Source organism: Marinobacter shunpengi, from assembly GCF_045449695.1.
Classification (GTDB): domain Bacteria; phylum Pseudomonadota; class Gammaproteobacteria; order Pseudomonadales; family Oleiphilaceae; genus Marinobacter.
In genome coordinates this window covers 71922-88914 of the sequence record NZ_JBJJKZ010000017.1, presented here as the reverse complement: position 1 = coordinate 88914, position 16993 = coordinate 71922, and the positions used below count along the sequence as shown (strand labels likewise).

The 16993-nt window shown below is 62.9% G+C and carries 14 protein-coding genes; 4 read left to right on the top strand and 10 right to left on the bottom strand.

Features of this window, described 5'->3' with window-relative positions:
- Positions 1 to 107 precede the first annotated feature (107 nt).
- Positions 108 to 1652 (top strand): peroxidase family protein, encoded by a 1545-nt coding sequence (locus ACJO2E_RS15635; protein ID WP_406965040.1) that lies wholly within the window; start codon positions 108 to 110, stop codon positions 1650 to 1652.
- A gap of 56 nt (positions 1653 to 1708) precedes the next feature.
- Here ACJO2E_RS15635 and ACJO2E_RS15630 read toward each other — a convergent pair whose 3' ends face one another.
- From ACJO2E_RS15630 to ACJO2E_RS15590, 9 genes are all read right to left on the bottom strand, one after another.
- Positions 1709 to 2467 carry a sulfite exporter TauE/SafE family protein gene (locus tag ACJO2E_RS15630; protein ID WP_406965038.1) on the bottom strand — a complete coding sequence of 253 codons (759 nt, stop codon included), beginning with the start codon at positions 2465 to 2467 and terminating at the stop codon, positions 1709 to 1711.
- Positions 2468 to 2477: 10 nt separating this feature from the next.
- Positions 2478 to 4640, bottom strand: a complete 2163-nt coding sequence (locus tag ACJO2E_RS15625) for a TRAP transporter permease (RefSeq protein WP_406965037.1) — start codon at positions 4638 to 4640, stop codon at positions 2478 to 2480.
- 28 nt (positions 4641 to 4668) lie between these two features.
- Positions 4669 to 5676, bottom strand: a complete 1008-nt coding sequence (locus tag ACJO2E_RS15620) for a TAXI family TRAP transporter solute-binding subunit (protein WP_406965035.1) — start codon at positions 5674 to 5676, stop codon at positions 4669 to 4671.
- 179 nt (positions 5677 to 5855) lie between these two features.
- Entirely contained in the window at positions 5856 to 6374 is a 519-nt protein-coding gene (locus ACJO2E_RS15615) for a PRC-barrel domain-containing protein (protein ID WP_406965289.1), read from the bottom strand.
- 176 nt (positions 6375 to 6550) lie between these two features.
- The gene (locus tag ACJO2E_RS15610; protein ID WP_406965033.1) at positions 6551 to 7213 is read right to left on the bottom strand and encodes a CerR family C-terminal domain-containing protein; all 663 of its coding nucleotides are present in this window, start codon (positions 7211 to 7213) and stop codon (positions 6551 to 6553) included.
- The gene (locus tag ACJO2E_RS15605; RefSeq protein WP_406965031.1) at positions 7210 to 10326 is read right to left on the bottom strand and encodes an efflux RND transporter permease subunit; all 3117 of its coding nucleotides are present in this window, start codon (positions 10324 to 10326) and stop codon (positions 7210 to 7212) included. The genes ACJO2E_RS15610 and ACJO2E_RS15605 overlap by 4 nt, the downstream gene beginning before the upstream one ends.
- Positions 10327 to 10333: 7 nt before the next feature.
- Positions 10334 to 11464, bottom strand: a complete 1131-nt coding sequence (locus ACJO2E_RS15600) for an efflux RND transporter periplasmic adaptor subunit (RefSeq protein ID WP_406965030.1) — start codon at positions 11462 to 11464, stop codon at positions 10334 to 10336.
- Between the two features lie 126 nt (positions 11465 to 11590).
- Positions 11591 to 11893 (bottom strand): heme-degrading protein HmuQ, encoded by a 303-nt coding sequence (gene hmuQ, locus ACJO2E_RS15595; RefSeq protein ID WP_406965028.1) that lies wholly within the window; start codon positions 11891 to 11893, stop codon positions 11591 to 11593.
- 27 nt (positions 11894 to 11920) lie between these two features.
- On the bottom strand, positions 11921 to 12502 hold the full coding sequence (locus tag ACJO2E_RS15590) for a phosphoribosyltransferase (RefSeq protein WP_406965027.1): 582 nt from the start codon (positions 12500 to 12502) through the stop codon (positions 11921 to 11923).
- Positions 12503 to 12592: 90 nt separating this feature from the next.
- On the opposite strand from ACJO2E_RS15590, the gene ACJO2E_RS15585 reads away from it, so the two are divergent.
- The 3 genes from ACJO2E_RS15585 (at position 12593) to ACJO2E_RS15575 (ending at position 15506) form a co-directional block, all read left to right on the top strand.
- Positions 12593 to 13204: a phosphoribosyltransferase gene (locus ACJO2E_RS15585; RefSeq protein ID WP_406965026.1), complete on the top strand. Its 612-nt coding sequence runs from the start codon at positions 12593 to 12595 to the stop codon at positions 13202 to 13204.
- A gap of 320 nt (positions 13205 to 13524) precedes the next feature.
- Entirely contained in the window at positions 13525 to 15225 is a 1701-nt protein-coding gene (ilvG, locus tag ACJO2E_RS15580; RefSeq protein ID WP_406965025.1) for an acetolactate synthase 2 catalytic subunit, read from the top strand.
- Complete coding sequence (locus ACJO2E_RS15575; protein ID WP_406965023.1) at positions 15222 to 15506, top strand: ACT domain-containing protein; 285 nt, start codon at positions 15222 to 15224, stop codon at positions 15504 to 15506. Before ilvG ends, ACJO2E_RS15575 begins: the two co-directional genes overlap by 4 nt.
- Here the strand turns inward: ACJO2E_RS15575 and ACJO2E_RS15570 are convergent.
- On the bottom strand, positions 15480 to 16871 hold the full coding sequence (locus tag ACJO2E_RS15570) for a metal-dependent hydrolase family protein (protein ID WP_406965022.1): 1392 nt from the start codon (positions 16869 to 16871) through the stop codon (positions 15480 to 15482). The genes ACJO2E_RS15575 and ACJO2E_RS15570 overlap by 27 nt on opposite strands.
- Positions 16872 to 16993: the final 122 nt, after the last annotated feature.

Genomic DNA, 16993 nt, shown 5'->3' with positions numbered 1-16993 from the left:
GATGCTCGATTCCCGTCCCGGAAGCCAAGGCTTCCGGTCACACCTGGTAGTGAATGCAGGGAGTTGAAGCTCCCGAGACCAATGACAAGGACAAGATGGAGAGAGTCATGAACATCAAGGACAACCAGATCCCGGACTCCCAGGACCACGGCAAGGCCAACCTCTGCCCCGGCCACGGAATGGGCGGACGTCACCCTACCCGGGAGGGACTGGGCCGACTGTCGGGACATGATGACCCGGGCATGTTCGGGCGCATGTTTCCGAACCTGAGCCCACTCGATGTGCCCGACCACAAGCTGAAGGCGCTGGCTGAAGCCATGCTGGATCCGGAACCGGATGGCGACGACCGCAGTAACCCGACCATACCCGGTGGCTACACTTACTTCGGCCAGTTCGTGGACCACGATATTACGCTGGACCTGAGCTCACTGTCCGACAAGAAGCGGGATCCCCTGGGCCTGGAGAACTTCCGCACGCCTGCCCTGGATCTGGACAACGTCTACGGCCTGGGCCCGGACGGCTCGCCTCACCTGTATGCCCGTAGTCCGGACGCCCCCAGGCAGCGCGGCCCGAAACTGGTGGTCGGCCGCAACATCAATGTGGACTTCGGTGGCATTACCGGTGAATTCCACAACGACCTGCCCCGCAGCCCCGAGGGTATGGCCCTGATCGGCGACCCCCGCAATGACGAAAACCTGGTGGTCGCCCAGACCCAGTTGGCGTTCATCAAGTTCCACAACGCTGTCTGCGACCACCTGACAAGCGAAGGCGTACCGGATGCCGAACTCTTCGACCGGGCCCGGCGAACCGTCACCCATCACTATCAGTGGCTGGTGCTCCACGACTGGATGGAACGACTGTGCGGTGAAGGCACCACGGATCACATCCTGAACGAAGGCCGCAAGTATTACCGGTTCAAGCATACGCCGTATATGCCGGTGGAGTTCTCGGTGGCCGCCTACCGCATCGGCCATAGCATGGTACGGCAGCGCTACAGCTACAACCGGGTGTTCCCGGATACCGGGTTCGATTTCCTGTTCGACTTTACCGGCCTTTCCGGCGGCATCACCGGGCTGCTGGCCCCGGATCCCCCCACCGGGCCGGTGCCGGTCTCCCACCTGCCCAGCAACTGGATCATCGACTGGCGACGCTTCTATGAACTGGATCGTCCGGACGGGATCGCCTTCAATGCGTCGAAGAAAATTGACGCCCTGCTGGCAAGGGAACTACACGAACTGCCCGGGGGTGGAGGCAACCTCGCAGAGCGTAACCTCAAGCGCGGCGTCAGCCTGGGCCTGCCCTCCGGACAGGATGTGGCCCGCGAGATGGGCCTGACACCACTCACCGGTGATCAGATCGCCAGCGGCCCGGATGGCCAGGTGGCCCGTGATCAAGGACTGCACGAGGCCACACCCCTGTGGTACTACCTCCTCAAGGAAGCGGAAGTTACCCACAACGGCGAACGGCTGGGGCCGGTGGGCGCGACGATTATCTCCGAGGTATTCGTGGGGCTGGTTCACGGCGACCACCAATCCTACCTCTGGCAGGAGGGCAAGGACTGGAAGCCCTTCCTGCCCTCGAAGGAACCGGGACGGTTCACCATGGCCGACCTGCTGACCTTCGTGAATGAACTCAACCCCCTCGGGGATTAAACCTGCCCCGTGCGCGGCACCGGTGCCGGTGCCGCGCCGCCAGCCGGCATTCCCGCTCAGTACAGGATCAGCCGCACCAGGATGGCCGCCACCATGGCCAGGGTCAGCCACTTGATCCAGCGGGCGCCCTGTGGGCCCATGTTGACCCGCACCGCCATCATGGCCCCGGCCATATTGCCCGCCGCCAGCACGAGACCAGTCATCCAGAGCACCTGTCCCTTGGCGGCGAAGATGGCCAGGGCCGGCAGGGTGTAGATCAGGATAATGAACACCTTGATGACGTTCACCTGGGGCAGGTCGATTTTCAGCATCCGGTAGAGCACCACGATGAACAGGGCACCCACCCCGACCTGGATGAACCCCCCATAGAGCCCGATCAGGAACAGCGCAAGGTATTCCATGGGACCCAGCCGGTCCGGGGTCAGCGGGCGGGTATCCAGCTTCGGCTGAGGCAACAGCATGAACGCCGAGGCACCGATCATGGCGGCGATCAGTATGGACTCGAAGATGGCCTGGGGAATCCAGGTGGCGGTCCAGGCCCCCAGCAGGGAGCCGGCGACGGCGGGGATAGCCAGGCGGATGCTCACCGCCAGGTTGCTGTGCCCCGCCCGGAAGAAACTGCCCACGGCGGTGATGCTCTGCAGGGTGATGGCCACCCGGTTGGTGCCGTTGGCCACCTGTGCCGGCAGGCCCAGGAATATCAGCAGCGGCAGGGTGAGCATCGACCCACCGGCGGAGAGCACATTGATAAAGCCGGCCACGCCGCCGATGGCCACCAGGGCCAGGATCTCCCACAGGGACAGGGAGAAGGTCACAGGGCTGGCCTCAGGCGGTCGCGGTCACACCGGTACCGTGGGAACGGCGGACACTCCACGCCAGCAGGGCGACAAACACCACCAGTCCAGCCAGGTCGATCCAGATCATGCCGTGGGGCCATAGCATCAGTGCTCCGACAGGGAACATCAGCACCCGCAGCCACCACCGCAGGGGATGTTCCAGATATCCTTCCAGGCCCGCAATAATGGCATAGATACCAAACAGGGCAAACGTGAACACCTTGAGCATTTCCAGGGGAGTACCGGAAATCAGCGGCGAATAGGCAAACAGCAGCGGCACAATGTACAGGCCCTTGGCCACCTTCCAGGCAGTGAGGCCCGTGCGCATGGCGGGCGTACCGGCAATGGCCGCCGCGGCGAAGGCAGTCAGGCACACCGGCGGGGTGACGTTGGAATCCTGGGACAGCCAGAAGATGATCATATGGGCCGCCACCAGCGCCATGGTCAGGGCATGGGGGGACAGCGCCTGTTCCAGTAACTGGCTGGTGAAGTTCTCCGGCACCTCCGCCAGCATAGCCACTGCCTGGGCCCGTTCCATGGGGGCGCTTAGCAATTCCGTCGCCTCCGGCGAGGTCAGCATGAAGATCGCCCGGGCCTGCTCCGGCAGGTTACCGCTGGCCATCAGGTCAATGAGTTGGGCCTGGGCAATCAACTGGTAGATGGCGGGGGCGGACAGGGTCGCCAGCACAATGTACGCGGCGGTAACCGGCAGCCCCATGCCCAGGATCAGGGACGCCAGCGCCACCAGCACAATGGTTACCAGCAGGCTGCCCCCGGCCCATTCGGTGATCATCAGCGAGAAAGTATTGCCGATACCGGTGGTGGAGATCACCATCACAATCAGGCCAACGGTAATCAGCAGGATCGCCGTGGTCATGATATTGCGGGTGCCCTGGGCCAGGGCGTCGAGGATATCCCGTAAGGTCATCGGCTTGCGGGCAATCCAGGACGCCACCACCACGGATACAATGGCAATGCCCGCCGCATAGGTGGGCGTAAAGCCGTAGATCAGCGATGCCACCAGCACCACCAGCGGCAGCAGGTAGTGCCAGCCGCCCTTGAGTACCTGACCGAAAGTCTCCGCCTCTTCGTCCTCGAGTTTGACGGCATGGCTGCGCTTGGCCTCAATGCGCACGAACATGGCGACGGAGAGGAAATAAAGCAGCGCCGGCAGGGCGGCAACGCCAATGATGGTGAGGTAGGACACCTGGGTATAGGAGGCCATGATAAAGGCCCCTGCCCCCATCACCGGAGGCATCAACTGGCCCCCGGTGGAAGCCGCTGCCTCCACGCCGCCAGCGAAGCGTGCCGGGAACCCGGCCTTGCGCATCAGCGGGATGGTAATGACGCCGGTGGACACGGTATTGGCCACGCTGGAGCCGGACACCGACCCCATCAGTCCGGAGGAGAACACCGCCACGAACCCGGGCCCGCCCACGAAGCGGCCAGCGGCGCAGCGGGCCAGGTCGATAATAAAATCCCCGGCGCCGGACTTCACCAGGAAGGCACCGAACAGGATGAACATGAACACGTAGGTCCAGGAGATGCGGGCGATGGAGCCCAGCATGCCCTGCCCGCCGATGTACGAACGGTAGAGCACCGTTTCCCAGGTCAGCCCCGGGAAATTGAAAATGCCTTCCACGTACTGCCCCCACCAGGCCACATAGGTGAGTGCAACAATGCACAGGCAGGGAATGAACCAGCCGGTGGTGCGCCGGGCAAACTCCAGCACCAGGACCACCGCGACGATAGAGACCACCCAGTCCGCAGTGGAGAACACCACACCCCGGTCATAGAGGGCATCCTCGAAACCCATCAGGTACAGGGCGCAGCCAAGGGCAGCCAGCCCGAGCACCAGGTCCACCCAGAACACGGCCCGCTGGACACCGGCCCGCTCACTGCGGATCAGCGGCATGGCCAGGGCACAGAGCAGGCCAAACAGGCCGAAGTGCAGCGCCGAAGTCCACAGCTCCGACAGGGTGGAGAAGGTATTGAACCACAGGTGGACCAGGGCAATACCGATGGCCAGCACAAAGATCACCCGGCCAATGACCGGGTGTTCCAGGCGTTCCGGGGCCTCTTTCGGGCTTTCCTCGCGGATCTTTTCCAGCCGGGCATCGACCCCGGCGTCGTCACTACGCGGTTCTGTCACACACGATGTCCTGTCACGGCCCGCAGGCTTATTCGGCCTTCAGGCGGTCCGGGATCTCGATGCCCTGTTCCTCGTAGTAGCGCTGGGCGCCCGGGTGCAGCGGCATGGGCAGACCCACAATCGCTTTCTCCAGGGCCATGGCCTTGGTGGCGGCATGGATGTTGTTGAGGAACGGCAGGTTCTCGTAGATGGTCTTGGTGATCTGGTAGACGTCCTCTTCGGACACATCGTCCCGCACCGCCAGGATGTTGGGCTGGGCAATGGTATTGATCACTTCGTCCTGGTTGGGATAGGTGCCGGCGGGGATCTCGTAGGCGGACCAGAGATCGAAGTTGCTGTTCACTTCCGCCAGCTGCTCCTCGGTGAAATTGAGGGTGACAATGTCATCCCCCATGTTGGCGTAGGCCCGGGTCACCGCCGAGGCCGGCACACCGGCGGGAATGTTCATGCCGTCGATATTGCCGTTCTGCAGGGCATCGGCGCTGGGACCATAGCCCATGTAGGCCATCTCCATCTGTTCCAGGTCGATGCCCACATTGCCGAGGATGAACCGGCCGGAACCCTCGGTGCCGGAGTTGCGGGCACCAATGGAGAAGGTTTCGCCGTAGAGGTTTTCCATGTCGGAAATGGTGCCGGAATCGGCCATTTCACTGCGGATCACGAAATGCTCCACGTTCTGCCACAGCATGGAGACCGAGCGCATGTTCTTGTAGGCCTTGGGCACCGGGCCGCTGCCATCCCACGCCCAGGCGCCGTACAGCCCCTGCAGGATGCCGAACTGGGCCTGGTCCTCGTCCATCAGCTTGAGGTTTTCGCCGGAGCCGGCGGAGCTGATGGCGGAGACGGAGATGTTCTCGGTGGGTTCGAGTTTTACCTTGATCAGGGTCGAGATGGCGACCCCTACCGGATAATAGGTGCCGCCGGTGGTGGCCGTACCCATGATGTACTGACCTTCGGCATGGGCCGTCATCGAGACGCCAAGAGACGCCGAAAGGAGCAGGCTGGAGGTAAGCTTCAGGAATGAGCGCTTTCGCATGGGAATGTCCTTATTGTTGGTCTGGTCGGTGACGTTCGGGTGTTGTTATCCCGATAAATCTAGACCAGCCAACGCCGGACAGCTACCCAACGCCCTTAGACTTTAGGCGGGTATCAATGTGAAAACATGGGGTGAGAACAGCAGGAAGCGCCTCGTGGGGGCGCTTCCTGACTGGGGGATCAGTTGGTGGCGTCCTCGATCTCGTCGCCGACGTTCCTGGCCCCTTCCTTGATGTTGTACCAGGCGGAGGAGGTGGCCTGCTTGGTATTCTCCCAGGCACTTTCGCTGATGTCCTTGGTGTTCTCCCAGGCCTGCTGCAGCCCCTGGCTGGTCTGGTTCCACCAGCTTGCGTCATAGGCTGGCAGCGCCTTGATATCATCCTGGGTTCCTTCCAGCTGAACCCTGTAGTCCTTGTCATCAAACTCGTCGCCGTCGTTGTCCGGTTCCATGCTCACGGTGAAGGTACCGCGCTCGGCAACAACGTCACGGCCACCCAGCCCCAGTACATCGCCGGTCTTGATCACCAGCGCATGGACCGACATACCGTCGTCCATGAGGATATCCTCAACCTCACCGACTTCTTCGCCACTGCTGTCATAAACCTCCGCGTCCATCAGATCATCCGCAGAGTATAGTCCCTGGGCGGCGTGCGCCGAGAGGCTGAAAGCCAAGGAACCAGCGACCAGGGAAAGCCCCATTGCCCGAACCAAACGTGTGTGCATCATGATTGAACTCCTGTATTCCGTTGACTCCTGCGTGCATGTCCGCGGGCCGAAGCGGCGGACATTGCCGGACGTGATGTGACACAGATCACGTTACAGTTAACGCTAACAGGTGGGTGACGGGGCACCAAGTGACAGTCTGGCAATAGAGCCTATGTACGGGTCATGCGCCGCACATGGGACACCACCACCGCCTCCGCCAGGGCGATGGTTTCCGGGTCAAATTGCTCACCGGCGCCAAGCCGTCTCAGCAATGGAGTGCGCCCTACCAGAAAGAACACCACCTGACCGACCAGGGTGTGCGCCTCCAGGATGACCTGCTGATCACTGGCCGGGCGTTTCATCAGCACGCTCACCAGGGTAGTGACAGCGACATGGGCCTTCTCGAAGGCATCCCGGTAAAGGATATCGAAGGCTTCGGAGGGGTTGGCCTGCTCCCGCATCACCAGCATCAGCCAGCGGCGGGCCTCCGGCCTCTCCATGAACAGGTGCACCATGCGCCCCATCAGTTGTTCCAGCAGCCGACGGGCACTGTCCTCCCCCAGGGTCTGGGCGTGGTCGTAGGTAATACCCATCTCCCCCAGCTGCAGGTCTTCCCGCAACCGGGTGGAGATGTGACGGGCCGCCGCCAGGTAAAGCCCATGCTTGTTGCCGAAGTAGTAGGCAATGGAGCCAATGTTGGCGCCCGCTGCCGTGGCAATCATGCGGGTGGTGGTACCGCTGAAACCATGTTCACCAAACAGGTCGATACCCGCCAGGATCAGGTTTTCCGCCGTCTGGTTATCGGCATTCACCGGACTGTTCAATCCACTCACTCCTTTCCGTCAACGCTGGCGGGCTCCAGTGTGCCGGATTCCCGGCCGAAGAAATACGTGTACAGCACCGGCACCACGCCCAGACTCATCACCGTACCCAGGGCCAGCCCAAAGGCCATGGCACTGGCCATGCCGTAGAATAGCGGGTCATGGCCCACGATCAACGGCAGGAACCCGAGGATAGTGGTGATGGTGGCCATCAATATGGGCCGCAGCCGGCGCACGGAGGCCGCCACCACCGCCTCGGTTATCGGCAGCGCCGGCTCTTCCTGCCGGTTCAGGTCAATGCGGTCAATCAGCACGATGGCGTTATTGATGATGATCCCCGCCAGACTGTACAGGCCCAGCAACACCATGAACCCGAAGTTGGCCCGCAGCACCAGCAGGCCCACGGCCACGCCCAGGATCACCAGGGGAATCGTCGCCACGATCAGCAGGGGCCGTTTGAAGGAATTGAACTGGGCCACCAGCAGCACCATCACGATACCCAGGCACAGGGGCAGGTTGGCCTGCAACGCGGCGCGCCCCTCGGCGGACTGCTTCACCACACCGTCAAACGCCACCGCGTAACCCGGTGGCAGACCGGCCTCCAGCTCCCTCAGGGCCGGTTCCACCCGGGGCACCATCTCCTCCGCTGTATAGCCGCTGTTACGGGCTTCCACCGTAATCGACCGTTTCAGGTCCACCCGGTCGATACGATAGTAACCGTTGCCCAGGGAGATATCCGCCACCTGGTTCAGGGTCACGCCCGCCCCTGGCGTTTCCAGCGGATAGACCGTCAGGGAACGCAGCCGTTCCAGACTTTCCCGGCCTTCCTCCTGGTAACGGAGCATCACCGGGATATGGCGGTCCCCCTCCCGGAAATCGGTGATGCGGTAACCGTCGATGGCACCTTGCAGCGAACGGGCAATATCGGCGGAGCTGACCCCGGCACGGCGGGCCCGGGCCTGGTCCACCTCGATATGCAGCGACGGGATCCGCGCCTCCCAGCTCTGGCGCACATCCCGCGTACCGGGCAGGTCCGCGAGGATGCGTTCCACCTTCGCCGCCGACTCGAACAGCATCTCCCGGTCCGGCCCTGTCACCTGGACCTCCAGCAGGTTGCTGTCCGAAGGGCCCAGGAACATGCGGGTGACCTGGGCGGACACGGACGGATGGCGGGTGGCCAGCAGCCTGCGGGTGTTGTCCAGCACGCCGTCCATGTGCCTGGCGTCGCTCACGTTCAGGACCAGGAAGCCCTTGTTGGGCGCCGGATCGATGGGAGTCAGCGACAGCACGAAACGGGGTCCGCCAAAGCCCAGGTAGGCGGCGACGCTTTCCACATGGGGATTGTCATCCCCGGACAACAGGTCGCTGATCCGTCGAATCCCGTCGTCCGCCACGCTGGGCGCAATATCGGAGGGAAAATCCACGTACACCAGCACCTGACTGCGGTCGGAATCCGGGAAGAACTTTTTCGGCACGACCTGCATCAGTCCCACGCCGGCGGCGAAGGCCACCACCATCAGCAGCAGGAAGGTCTTGCGGTAGTGCAGGATCGTCCGCAGGAGCCGCTCATAAACGGCAGCCATGCGACCAAACAGTCGGTCCGACAGGGTGGCTTCCGGCGGTGTGTCCCCGGTCTCGCCCGCAGAACGCACCGGCGCTTTCAGGAAGCGATGACACAGGATCGGCGTCACCGTCATGGACAGCAGCCAGGACGCCAGCAGGGTAATGGCCACCACAATGGAGATGGACCGGGTGTACTCACCGGCCACATGCTCCGCCAGCATCAGCGGCAGGAACACCAGGATGGTGGTCAGGCTGGAGGACAGCAGCGGCATGGCCAGCTCACTACCGGTCTGCTGCAACGCCTGGTTGCGGCTGGCGCCGGCCTCCAGGCGGGTCTTGAAGTCTTCCGCCACCACGATGGCGTTGTCCACCAGCAGCCCCAGGGCAATGACCAGGGTGGCCAGGCTCATGCGCTCCAGGGTCATCTCCGTCAGGCCCATCACCGCCAGGGTGACCAGCATGACCCCGGGAATAATCGACCCTACGATCAGGCCGGTTCGCACCCCCAGGAACAGCACCACCACGGCCAGCACGATGGCCAGGGTCTGCAGCATACTGGCGGTGACACCGTAGACCGCATTGGCCACCTGCTCCGCCTGGAAGGTCATGATGTCCAGGTTATAGCCCGCCGGCAGGGTGGGCCGGATGGCTTCGATGGCGTCCTTCACTGCGTGACCAAAGTCCAGCACGCTGTGGCCCTCCAGCATGGACACCGCCAGCACGATGGCCCGCTCACCATTGAAGTAGGCCGGCCGCTGCACCGGGTCCACGTAGCCATGGCTCACCTCCCCCAGGTCCTGCAACCGCAGGGTACCGCCTTCCGGCAACTGGATTTCCGCCTGGCGCAGGGCCTCCAGGCTGTGGAAGCCACCGCTGACCTGCAACGCGAACCGCTGTTCACCGGATTCGATCACACCGCCCGGGGGCAGGATGTTCTGCTTCTCCAACTGGTCCGCCAGGGCCTGAGGAGACAGTCCCAGCTCGGCCATGCGCTCCACCGGCAGCTCCACGAAGATGCGCTCCGGCTGCACACCGATCAGCTCGACCTTGCGGATGCCCTCGATGCCGTACAGCTCGGCCCGGATGTGCTCCGCCATCTGGAGCTGTTCAGCCTGGGAGAAGTCACGGGAGGTCAGCGCGGCGGTGACCACCGCCACATCGCCGAAATCATCGTTCAGGTTGGGTTCGCCGGCCCCCTCGGGTAATTCCGGACGGGCCGCGTCGACGCGCTCCCGCACCTCGTCCCAGATCTGGTCCAGGTCGAAGTAACGGTCGTGGATCACCACATGGATGATGGAGCGGCCCCGCATGGAGGTGGAGCGGATCTCTTCCACCTCCCCCACCTTGCGCACACTGGCCTCCAGGGGCTTGGTGATAGTCTCCTCCACCTCCTCGGCGGACAGCCCCGGATATTCGGTGGTGAGCACCGCCTCCCGCACCAGGATCTCCGGATCCTCCCGGGTGGGCAGCGAGAAGTAGCTGAAAGCCCCGTAGGCCAGGGCCAGGATGGTGGTCAGCAGGACAACGGGACGGTAGCGGAAGGCAAACTGGGACAGGTTCATGGACACCTCAGTGGAACCGCTCGGGGCCATCGCCCAGCAGGCTCACCTGCTGCCCCTCGGTTACGAATTCCGGTCCCCGGGCGACAATCCTCTCGCCACTGGCCAGCGGCCCGGTCACCACGGCCTGGTTGCCCGCCGTGTCGATGACCAGCACATCCACCCGCTGCAACCGCTCCTCGGGGCCGATCCGCAGCACATGGGCCTGTTGGGGGCCATCGTGGACCAGACTGGTCAGGGGAAGCCGGAACGTGTCCAGGGCGTGCCCGCCATCGACCTGATCCATGGACAGGTGCACCTGGGCAGTCATACCGGAGCGCAGCCCCGGCAGGGTGTCTCCCAGGGTCAGGGTCACCGGGTAGTTGTTGGCGGAACGGGGTTCTGAACCGATCTGGTGGACGCGGGCCGGCATCCGCTCCACGCCCAGGGCGGGGATACTCACCGCCTGCTCGGAGCGGGCCGACAGCCGGCTGACCAGGGTCTCCGGCACGCTGGTGTCCACCTCATAACCTTCCCGGTCGGAAATCACCGCCAGCACCGCCTGGCCGGCGGATACCCGCTCCGCCGGCTCCACCATGCGCTGACCCACAGTGCCCTCGAAGGGTGCCTTCAGTTGCGTCTGCGCCAGGTCCCGCTCGGCAATACGCCGGGAGGCCACTGCTGCCTCATGGCGATAACGGGCGGTTTCCAGTGCGGCCCGGGCACTGTCCAGCTGGGACGCACTACCAAAGCCCCGGTCCGCCAGGTCCGACTGCCGCCGGTGGTCCAGCCGTGCTTCCTGCAGGGCAGCCGCAGCCTCCCGCTCCGATGCCAGGGTCTGGTCGTGGGCAAGCTGGTAGCGGGCCCTGTCCAGGGTGGTCAGCACCTCCCCGGCGGCCACGGTGTCACCCACATCCACCGATACGGACCGGACCTCGCCACTCACCTCGAAACTCAACCGGGTGTGCTCACTGGCCTTCACCTGACCTGACAGGGTGACCTGCTCCGGGCCGTTGGCGGGGATCACCCGGGCCGTGTCCACCACTCGTGACGTCTTCGACTGCGTGACTGGTGGTTCCGACGGCAGGCACCCGGTCAGTGCTCCCGCCAGAAACACCATCATCGCTATCAGGACGTTCCGGTCCCGCGAAGCTGACTGCATGATCATAGCTATCCTTTCACCCGATTAATCATTTGATCAAAATCATATTAATCATTTGATTAACTTACAAGGATAAAAAAGGCCTGTGTGGTCACTCAGGCCTTTTCAGTGGCGTCTATGGGAATGTCAGAGCACCGCCTTGAATCCCTCGAACTGGGGTGGCCCCAGATAGATGTCCTTCGAGGGACTGGCGTTGGCATGGGCCTTCCGGAAGGCCTCGGATTTCGTCCAGTTGACGAAGGCTTCCTCGGAATCCCACACGCTGTGGGAGGTGAACAGGGTGTGGTCCTCGTGACTGGGGCCCTGCAGAAGGTGGAATTCCCGGAATCCGGATACGCCCTCCAGGTGGGAGTCGCGGTTACGCCAGATCTCGATGAAGTCCTCTTCCTTGCCGGGGGCGATGCGGAATCGGTTCATGGCAATGTACATGGCAGTCCTTCTGTGTCTGTCGAATGTTCAGGGGTTTCGGGTATCCGGAAGATGGGGCGCCAGGATCTCATACAGTGCCGGTCGGTTGTCCCGGATCTCCCCGGCGGTCAGCCCCTCCAGGGAATGTGGGTACTTGAGCCAGGCTTCCGTCTCATGGATATAGTACTGCGGCGCCCAGCCCACCTCGTTACGGCCCGGTTTGTAGTAGGGCACCGCCACGCGGATGTCCTCCGGGGTATTGAGGCGGGCCCGCTTGCCCAGTTCATCAATGATGGCCTGCACCGAACGCCCCGTGTCAAACACATCGTCCACGATCAGCAACGAATCCTCATGGGTGACGTGTTTGACCAGGTAGTTCAGGCCGTGTACCCGAACTTCCCTGCTCTGCTGGTCAATGCCCGCCCCATAGGACGAGGTGCGCACGGCGATGTGATCCGTATGCAGGCCGTGGTAGTCGAGGAACTCCTGCACCGCGATGCCGACCGGGGCACCGCCCCGCCAGACCGCGATCATGAACGTGGGGCGAAACCCGGAATTGAGGATCTGCGCCCCCAGCCTGAAGGCGTCTTCCAGCAGGCCCTGGGCAGTAAGGTATTGTTTCGCAGCCATGAGTCTCTTAATGTCTGGGGGTAAGCGGTCATCATCCCACCATCCCCGGACAGTCTCAAATACCGCACTCCGGGTTACAGGCAGATCCCGATGAAAATCAGTTCCGTCCCCCCCAAAGCCAGCCGTTCCCGCCGCTTCCTTGACGAAGAGGCCCTGATCGAGGACGCCTTCCGCCTCGGCGTCCAGGTCTACGAGAGCGGGTTCCGGCCCAATTTCATCGTTGGGCTATGGCGGGGCGGCAGTGCCATCGGCATCTACGTGCAGGAATGCCTGCAAACCCTGGGCGTGGCCACGGACCACATCGCCCTGCGTACCTCCTACCGGGGCATGCAGGCCTACGATGAAATGGTGTCGGCCCCGGAACAGAACATACGCGTGCACGGCACCCACTACCTGCTGGACAACCTCAATCACGACGACCGGTTGCTGATCGTGGACGACGTCTTCAGCACCGGCTACAGCGTTGCCGCGGTGCTCAACCGGTTGAACCGCCAGCTCAAGCGCAACATGCCCGCCGACACCCGTGTCGCCACCCTCTATCAACGTCCCGGGGCCGCCAAGGCCGGCATTGCCCCGGACTACAGCCTGCACCAGACCGGGGACTGGCTGGTCTTTCCCTATGAAATCAATGGACTGACGCGAGAGGAAATCGATACTCACAAGCCCTACCTGGGCCCGATACTGGACAGCGTCAAGACCTGATCCGGTGGTCTCACACGGGTCCAAATCCAGATAAAACGGACCATCGTTCAAAAAAACCCGATATCGACGGTTGCGCGATTGTCGGCAATCGGGTTACTGTTTAACCAGAATTTTCAGTCAGCCAACGAATCCGAGCGCAATGAACCTGAACGCCGTTATTGTCATCGTGAAGCTAGTCCTGGTGGTCGTGGTGCCATCCGGGGGCTTTTGCGTGGACAGACGGTTGACTGACTGACAGACCGAAGAGACACCAGAAGCCCCCGGCACCGAAAGGTCCCGGGGGCTTTTTTTTGCACCAGGAAAATCAAAGGAAGAACACCATGACCGGCGCACAACACATCCTGGAGGCGTTCCGCCGCCACCACACCGACACCGTATTCGGCTACCCCGGCGGCTGCATCATGCCGCTCTACGATGCCCTGGTGGACGACGTGGGTGTGGAGCATGTGCTGTGCCGCCATGAACAGGCCTGTGCCCTGGCCGCCGACGGCTATGCCCGGGCCAGCGGCAAGGTTGGCGTCTGCATCGCCACCTCTGGCCCCGGCGCCACCAACCTGATCACCGGCGTGGCCAATGCCCACCGGGACTCCGTACCCATGCTGGTCATCACCGGCCAGGTGCCCACCGCCCTGATCGGCACCGACGCCTTCCAGGAGACCGACATGCTCGGCATGACGCTGGGTATCGTCAAACACAGCTACCTGGTGGAACGGGCGGGGGATCTGCCGGGCATCATGGAAGAGGCCTTCGAACTGGCCCAAAGCGGACGGCCCGGCCCGGTATGGATCGACATCCCCAAGGATATCCAGTTGGCCGACATCAATGCGCCGGCCATTGCGGAGCCAGTGCCGGTGCCGGAATCACCGGTGGACCTCGGCGATGCCCTGACCATGCTGCGAAGCGCCCGCAAGCCCCTGATCTACAGTGGCGGTGGCGTCTCCCTGGCCAACGCGGAGAGTGCCTTCCGGGCCTTTGCAGAAGCCTCCGGCATGCCCGCCGTCACTACCCTCAAGGGTCTCGGCAACACCGGGCCCAACCACCCGGCGGATCTGGGCATGCTCGGCATGCACGGCTCCCGGGCCGCCAACCGGGCGGTGGAGGAGTGTGACCTGCTGCTGGTCATCGGCGCCCGCCTGGACGACCGCGCCACCGGCAGGCTGGACGGCTTCGCCCCCAATGCCCGCATGATCCATATCGACGCCGACGCGGCGGAACTGAACAAGCTGCGCCCGGCGGACATAGCATTGAGGGGAGAGCTGGGCACCATCCTGGATGACCTTACCGACGACCTGCGGAAACATCCCCTGGTGATCGGGGAGTGGCAAACCCGGTGCCGCACCTGGCACACCACCGGTGGTTTCCATGCGGCGGACAACGAGGATCCCTATGCGCCGATCAACGGCCCCGCGTTTATCCGCCAGTTGTCCCGGATCACCCCGGGCGATACGGTGATTGCCTGCGATGTAGGCCAGCACCAGATGTGGGTGGCCCAGCACTACCGCTTTGCCAGCCCCCGCCACCACCTCACCAGCGGCGGCCTGGGCACCATGGGCTTCGGCCTGCCGGCGGCCATCGGCGCCCAGTTCGCGGACCGCGACAGCACAGTTATCAATGTCACCGGCGACGGCTCCTTCATGATGAACGCCCAGGAACTGGCCACCATCCGCCGCTACAACCTGCCGGTAAAACTGATCATCCTGGATAACCAGTGCCTGGGCATGGTCCGCCAGCAGCAGGAGTTGTTCTACGACAACCGGGAAAGCCAGATCAACCTGGACGACAACCCGGACTTCCTCACCATGGCCAAGGCGTTCGACATCCACGCCCTGCACATCAACCGCACCGACCAGATCCGCCGGGGCATCGAAACCCTGCTGGCCTACCAGGGTCCGATGCTGCTGCACGTAGCCATCGCCCGGGAGGAGAATGTCTGGCCCATCGTCAGACCCGGCGCCAGCAACACCGACATCATCGACGAACCCCATCGCAACCGGACACCCAACAAGGAGCACGTGGCATGAACGCCCATGAACAGGAGATACCCAGTTACCAGATCCACTGCCGGATGAACCCCGAAGCCGCCGCCCTGGAACGGCTGTGTCAGGTAGTGCGTATCCGGGGCTTCCGGATCTCGAAAATGGCCATGGAAAGCAGCGGCGACGCCCTGGATATCGCCCTCACCCTGGAGGGCACGCGGCCCATCGGCATGTTGCAGAGTCAGTTGGAGAAGCTGCAGACGGTGGCCAGGGTCGAATGGCGAACTGTGAGCCCGGACCTAGTCTCCGTTAGTGGCGCTATCTGAAGGGCCCAGGGTGTTCTTGTAGATCACCCCGCCTTTCATGATGATCCTGAAATTGGCCTCCGGCTCCGCGATCAGCGACAGATCCTCGGTCGGGTCACCATCCACCAGCAACAGGTCGGCAACAGCGCCTTCCTCGATCACGCCAATGGGTCCCGGCAACGGATAGCGGGGCCCCGACAGGCCGATCAGCCGACCGTTATTGCCGGTGGCAATCTGCAGCGCTTCGCCCGGGGTGTACCACCGCTCCATGGTCACCAGCAGAGCATTCTGATTGTCGCCATAGTCACCCGTACCCAGCATATCGGTGCCGAAGGCCACCTGCACCTTGTGCTTCTTCGCCAACTCAAAGGCCCTGTCCGTGCCCTGGTGCACCATGATCTGCTTGAGCCGGGACGGCCCGGTCTGGGGGTTGGCGAGTTCGTTTTCGATAAAGGGCTGAAGGCTCCACCAGACGTTCTTCCGGGCCATCATCCTGACCGTTTCCTCGTCCACCAGTTGACCATGTTCGATACTCTTCACACCGGCCTCAAGGGCCATCTGCACGGCCCTTGAGGTATAGGCATGCACTGCCACATAGGTACCCCAGTTCTCCGCTGCCATCACCGCGGCCCGCAGCTCATCCGGCGTATACTGGCTGACGTCGATCGGATCATACATGGATGATACACCGCCGCCGGCCATCAGTTTGATCTGGGTTGCCCCCTGCATCAGTTGTTCCCGGACCCGCTTGAGCACAGCATCGGCCCCGTCAGCGATGGCCGTAACGCCCACCCGATCCGCATAGTTCAGGCCAGCGTTATTGGGTTCGGGTACTTCGTGGGGCAGCCGGAAATCCCCGTGACCTCCCGTCTGCGAGATCATGGCGCCGGACGGAAAGATCCTTGGACCCGGCACCAACCCTTCCTCAATGACCCTGCGCAGCCCGAACGACGGACCGCCCATATCACGTATCGAAGTAAACCCCCGCATCAGCGTGGCCTCGGCCACGTTACTGGCCACCAGATGGATGTAGGCAATGTCCGATGTGAGTGCCTCCATAGAGGTGGGCTTGACCAGTGTCGAGTGCCAGTGGGCATCAATCAGTCCAGGCATCAGCGTTCGACCATCACCATCAATCACCTGAACAGGGATATCGTCCGCTGGCGCAACGTCTTCCTCCGATATGCGCTGGATCTGTCCCTGGTCTACGAGCACATTGACAGGTTCCGGTCGCCGTTCGGCGGATTTACCATCAAAAACATACACGTTCTGGAACAGTATGGCCTTCGGAGAGGAGGAATCTCCGGTCTCCGCCCGGGCGGCAATGGCAATCAGGGTGATGGCGAAAGCCAGGATGAATCGAAAGGAAAAGGAGAGCTTATTCATGACCAGGGTTCCCTGAGGTCCGGCAATGGAAAGGGCTGTTTGGGTGAACTTCCTGCATCACCACAGCCCGGCTCCTTTCCATGGTAGTCCAGAATTCCGTCGCGGGTATTTTATCGATCAGC

Excerpts from the sequence above, each read along its gene's own strand:
- ACJO2E_RS15635 (WP_406965040.1), top strand. The coding sequence starts at position 108 with ATGAACATCAAGGACAACCAGATCCCGGACTCCCAGGACCACGGCAAG.
- ACJO2E_RS15620 (WP_406965035.1), bottom strand. The coding sequence starts at position 5,676 with ATGCGAAAGCGCTCATTCCTGAAGCTTACCTCCAGCCTGCTCCTTTCG.
- ACJO2E_RS15615 (WP_406965289.1), bottom strand. The coding sequence starts at position 6,374 with ATGGGGCTTTCCCTGGTCGCTGGTTCCTTGGCTTTCAGCCTCTCGGCG.
- ACJO2E_RS15605 (WP_406965031.1), bottom strand. The coding sequence starts at position 10,326 with ATGAACCTGTCCCAGTTTGCCTTCCGCTACCGTCCCGTTGTCCTGCTG.
- ACJO2E_RS15600 (WP_406965030.1), bottom strand. The coding sequence starts at position 11,464 with ATGCAGTCAGCTTCGCGGGACCGGAACGTCCTGATAGCGATGATGGTG.
- hmuQ (WP_406965028.1), bottom strand. The coding sequence starts at position 11,893 with ATGTACATTGCCATGAACCGATTCCGCATCGCCCCCGGCAAGGAAGAG.
- ACJO2E_RS15590 (WP_406965027.1), bottom strand. The coding sequence starts at position 12,502 with ATGGCTGCGAAACAATACCTTACTGCCCAGGGCCTGCTGGAAGACGCC.
- ACJO2E_RS15585 (WP_406965026.1), top strand. The coding sequence starts at position 12,593 with ATGAAAATCAGTTCCGTCCCCCCCAAAGCCAGCCGTTCCCGCCGCTTC.
- ilvG (WP_406965025.1), top strand. The coding sequence starts at position 13,525 with ATGACCGGCGCACAACACATCCTGGAGGCGTTCCGCCGCCACCACACC.
- ACJO2E_RS15575 (WP_406965023.1), top strand. The coding sequence starts at position 15,222 with ATGAACGCCCATGAACAGGAGATACCCAGTTACCAGATCCACTGCCGG.
- ACJO2E_RS15570 (WP_406965022.1), bottom strand. The coding sequence starts at position 16,871 with ATGAATAAGCTCTCCTTTTCCTTTCGATTCATCCTGGCTTTCGCCATC.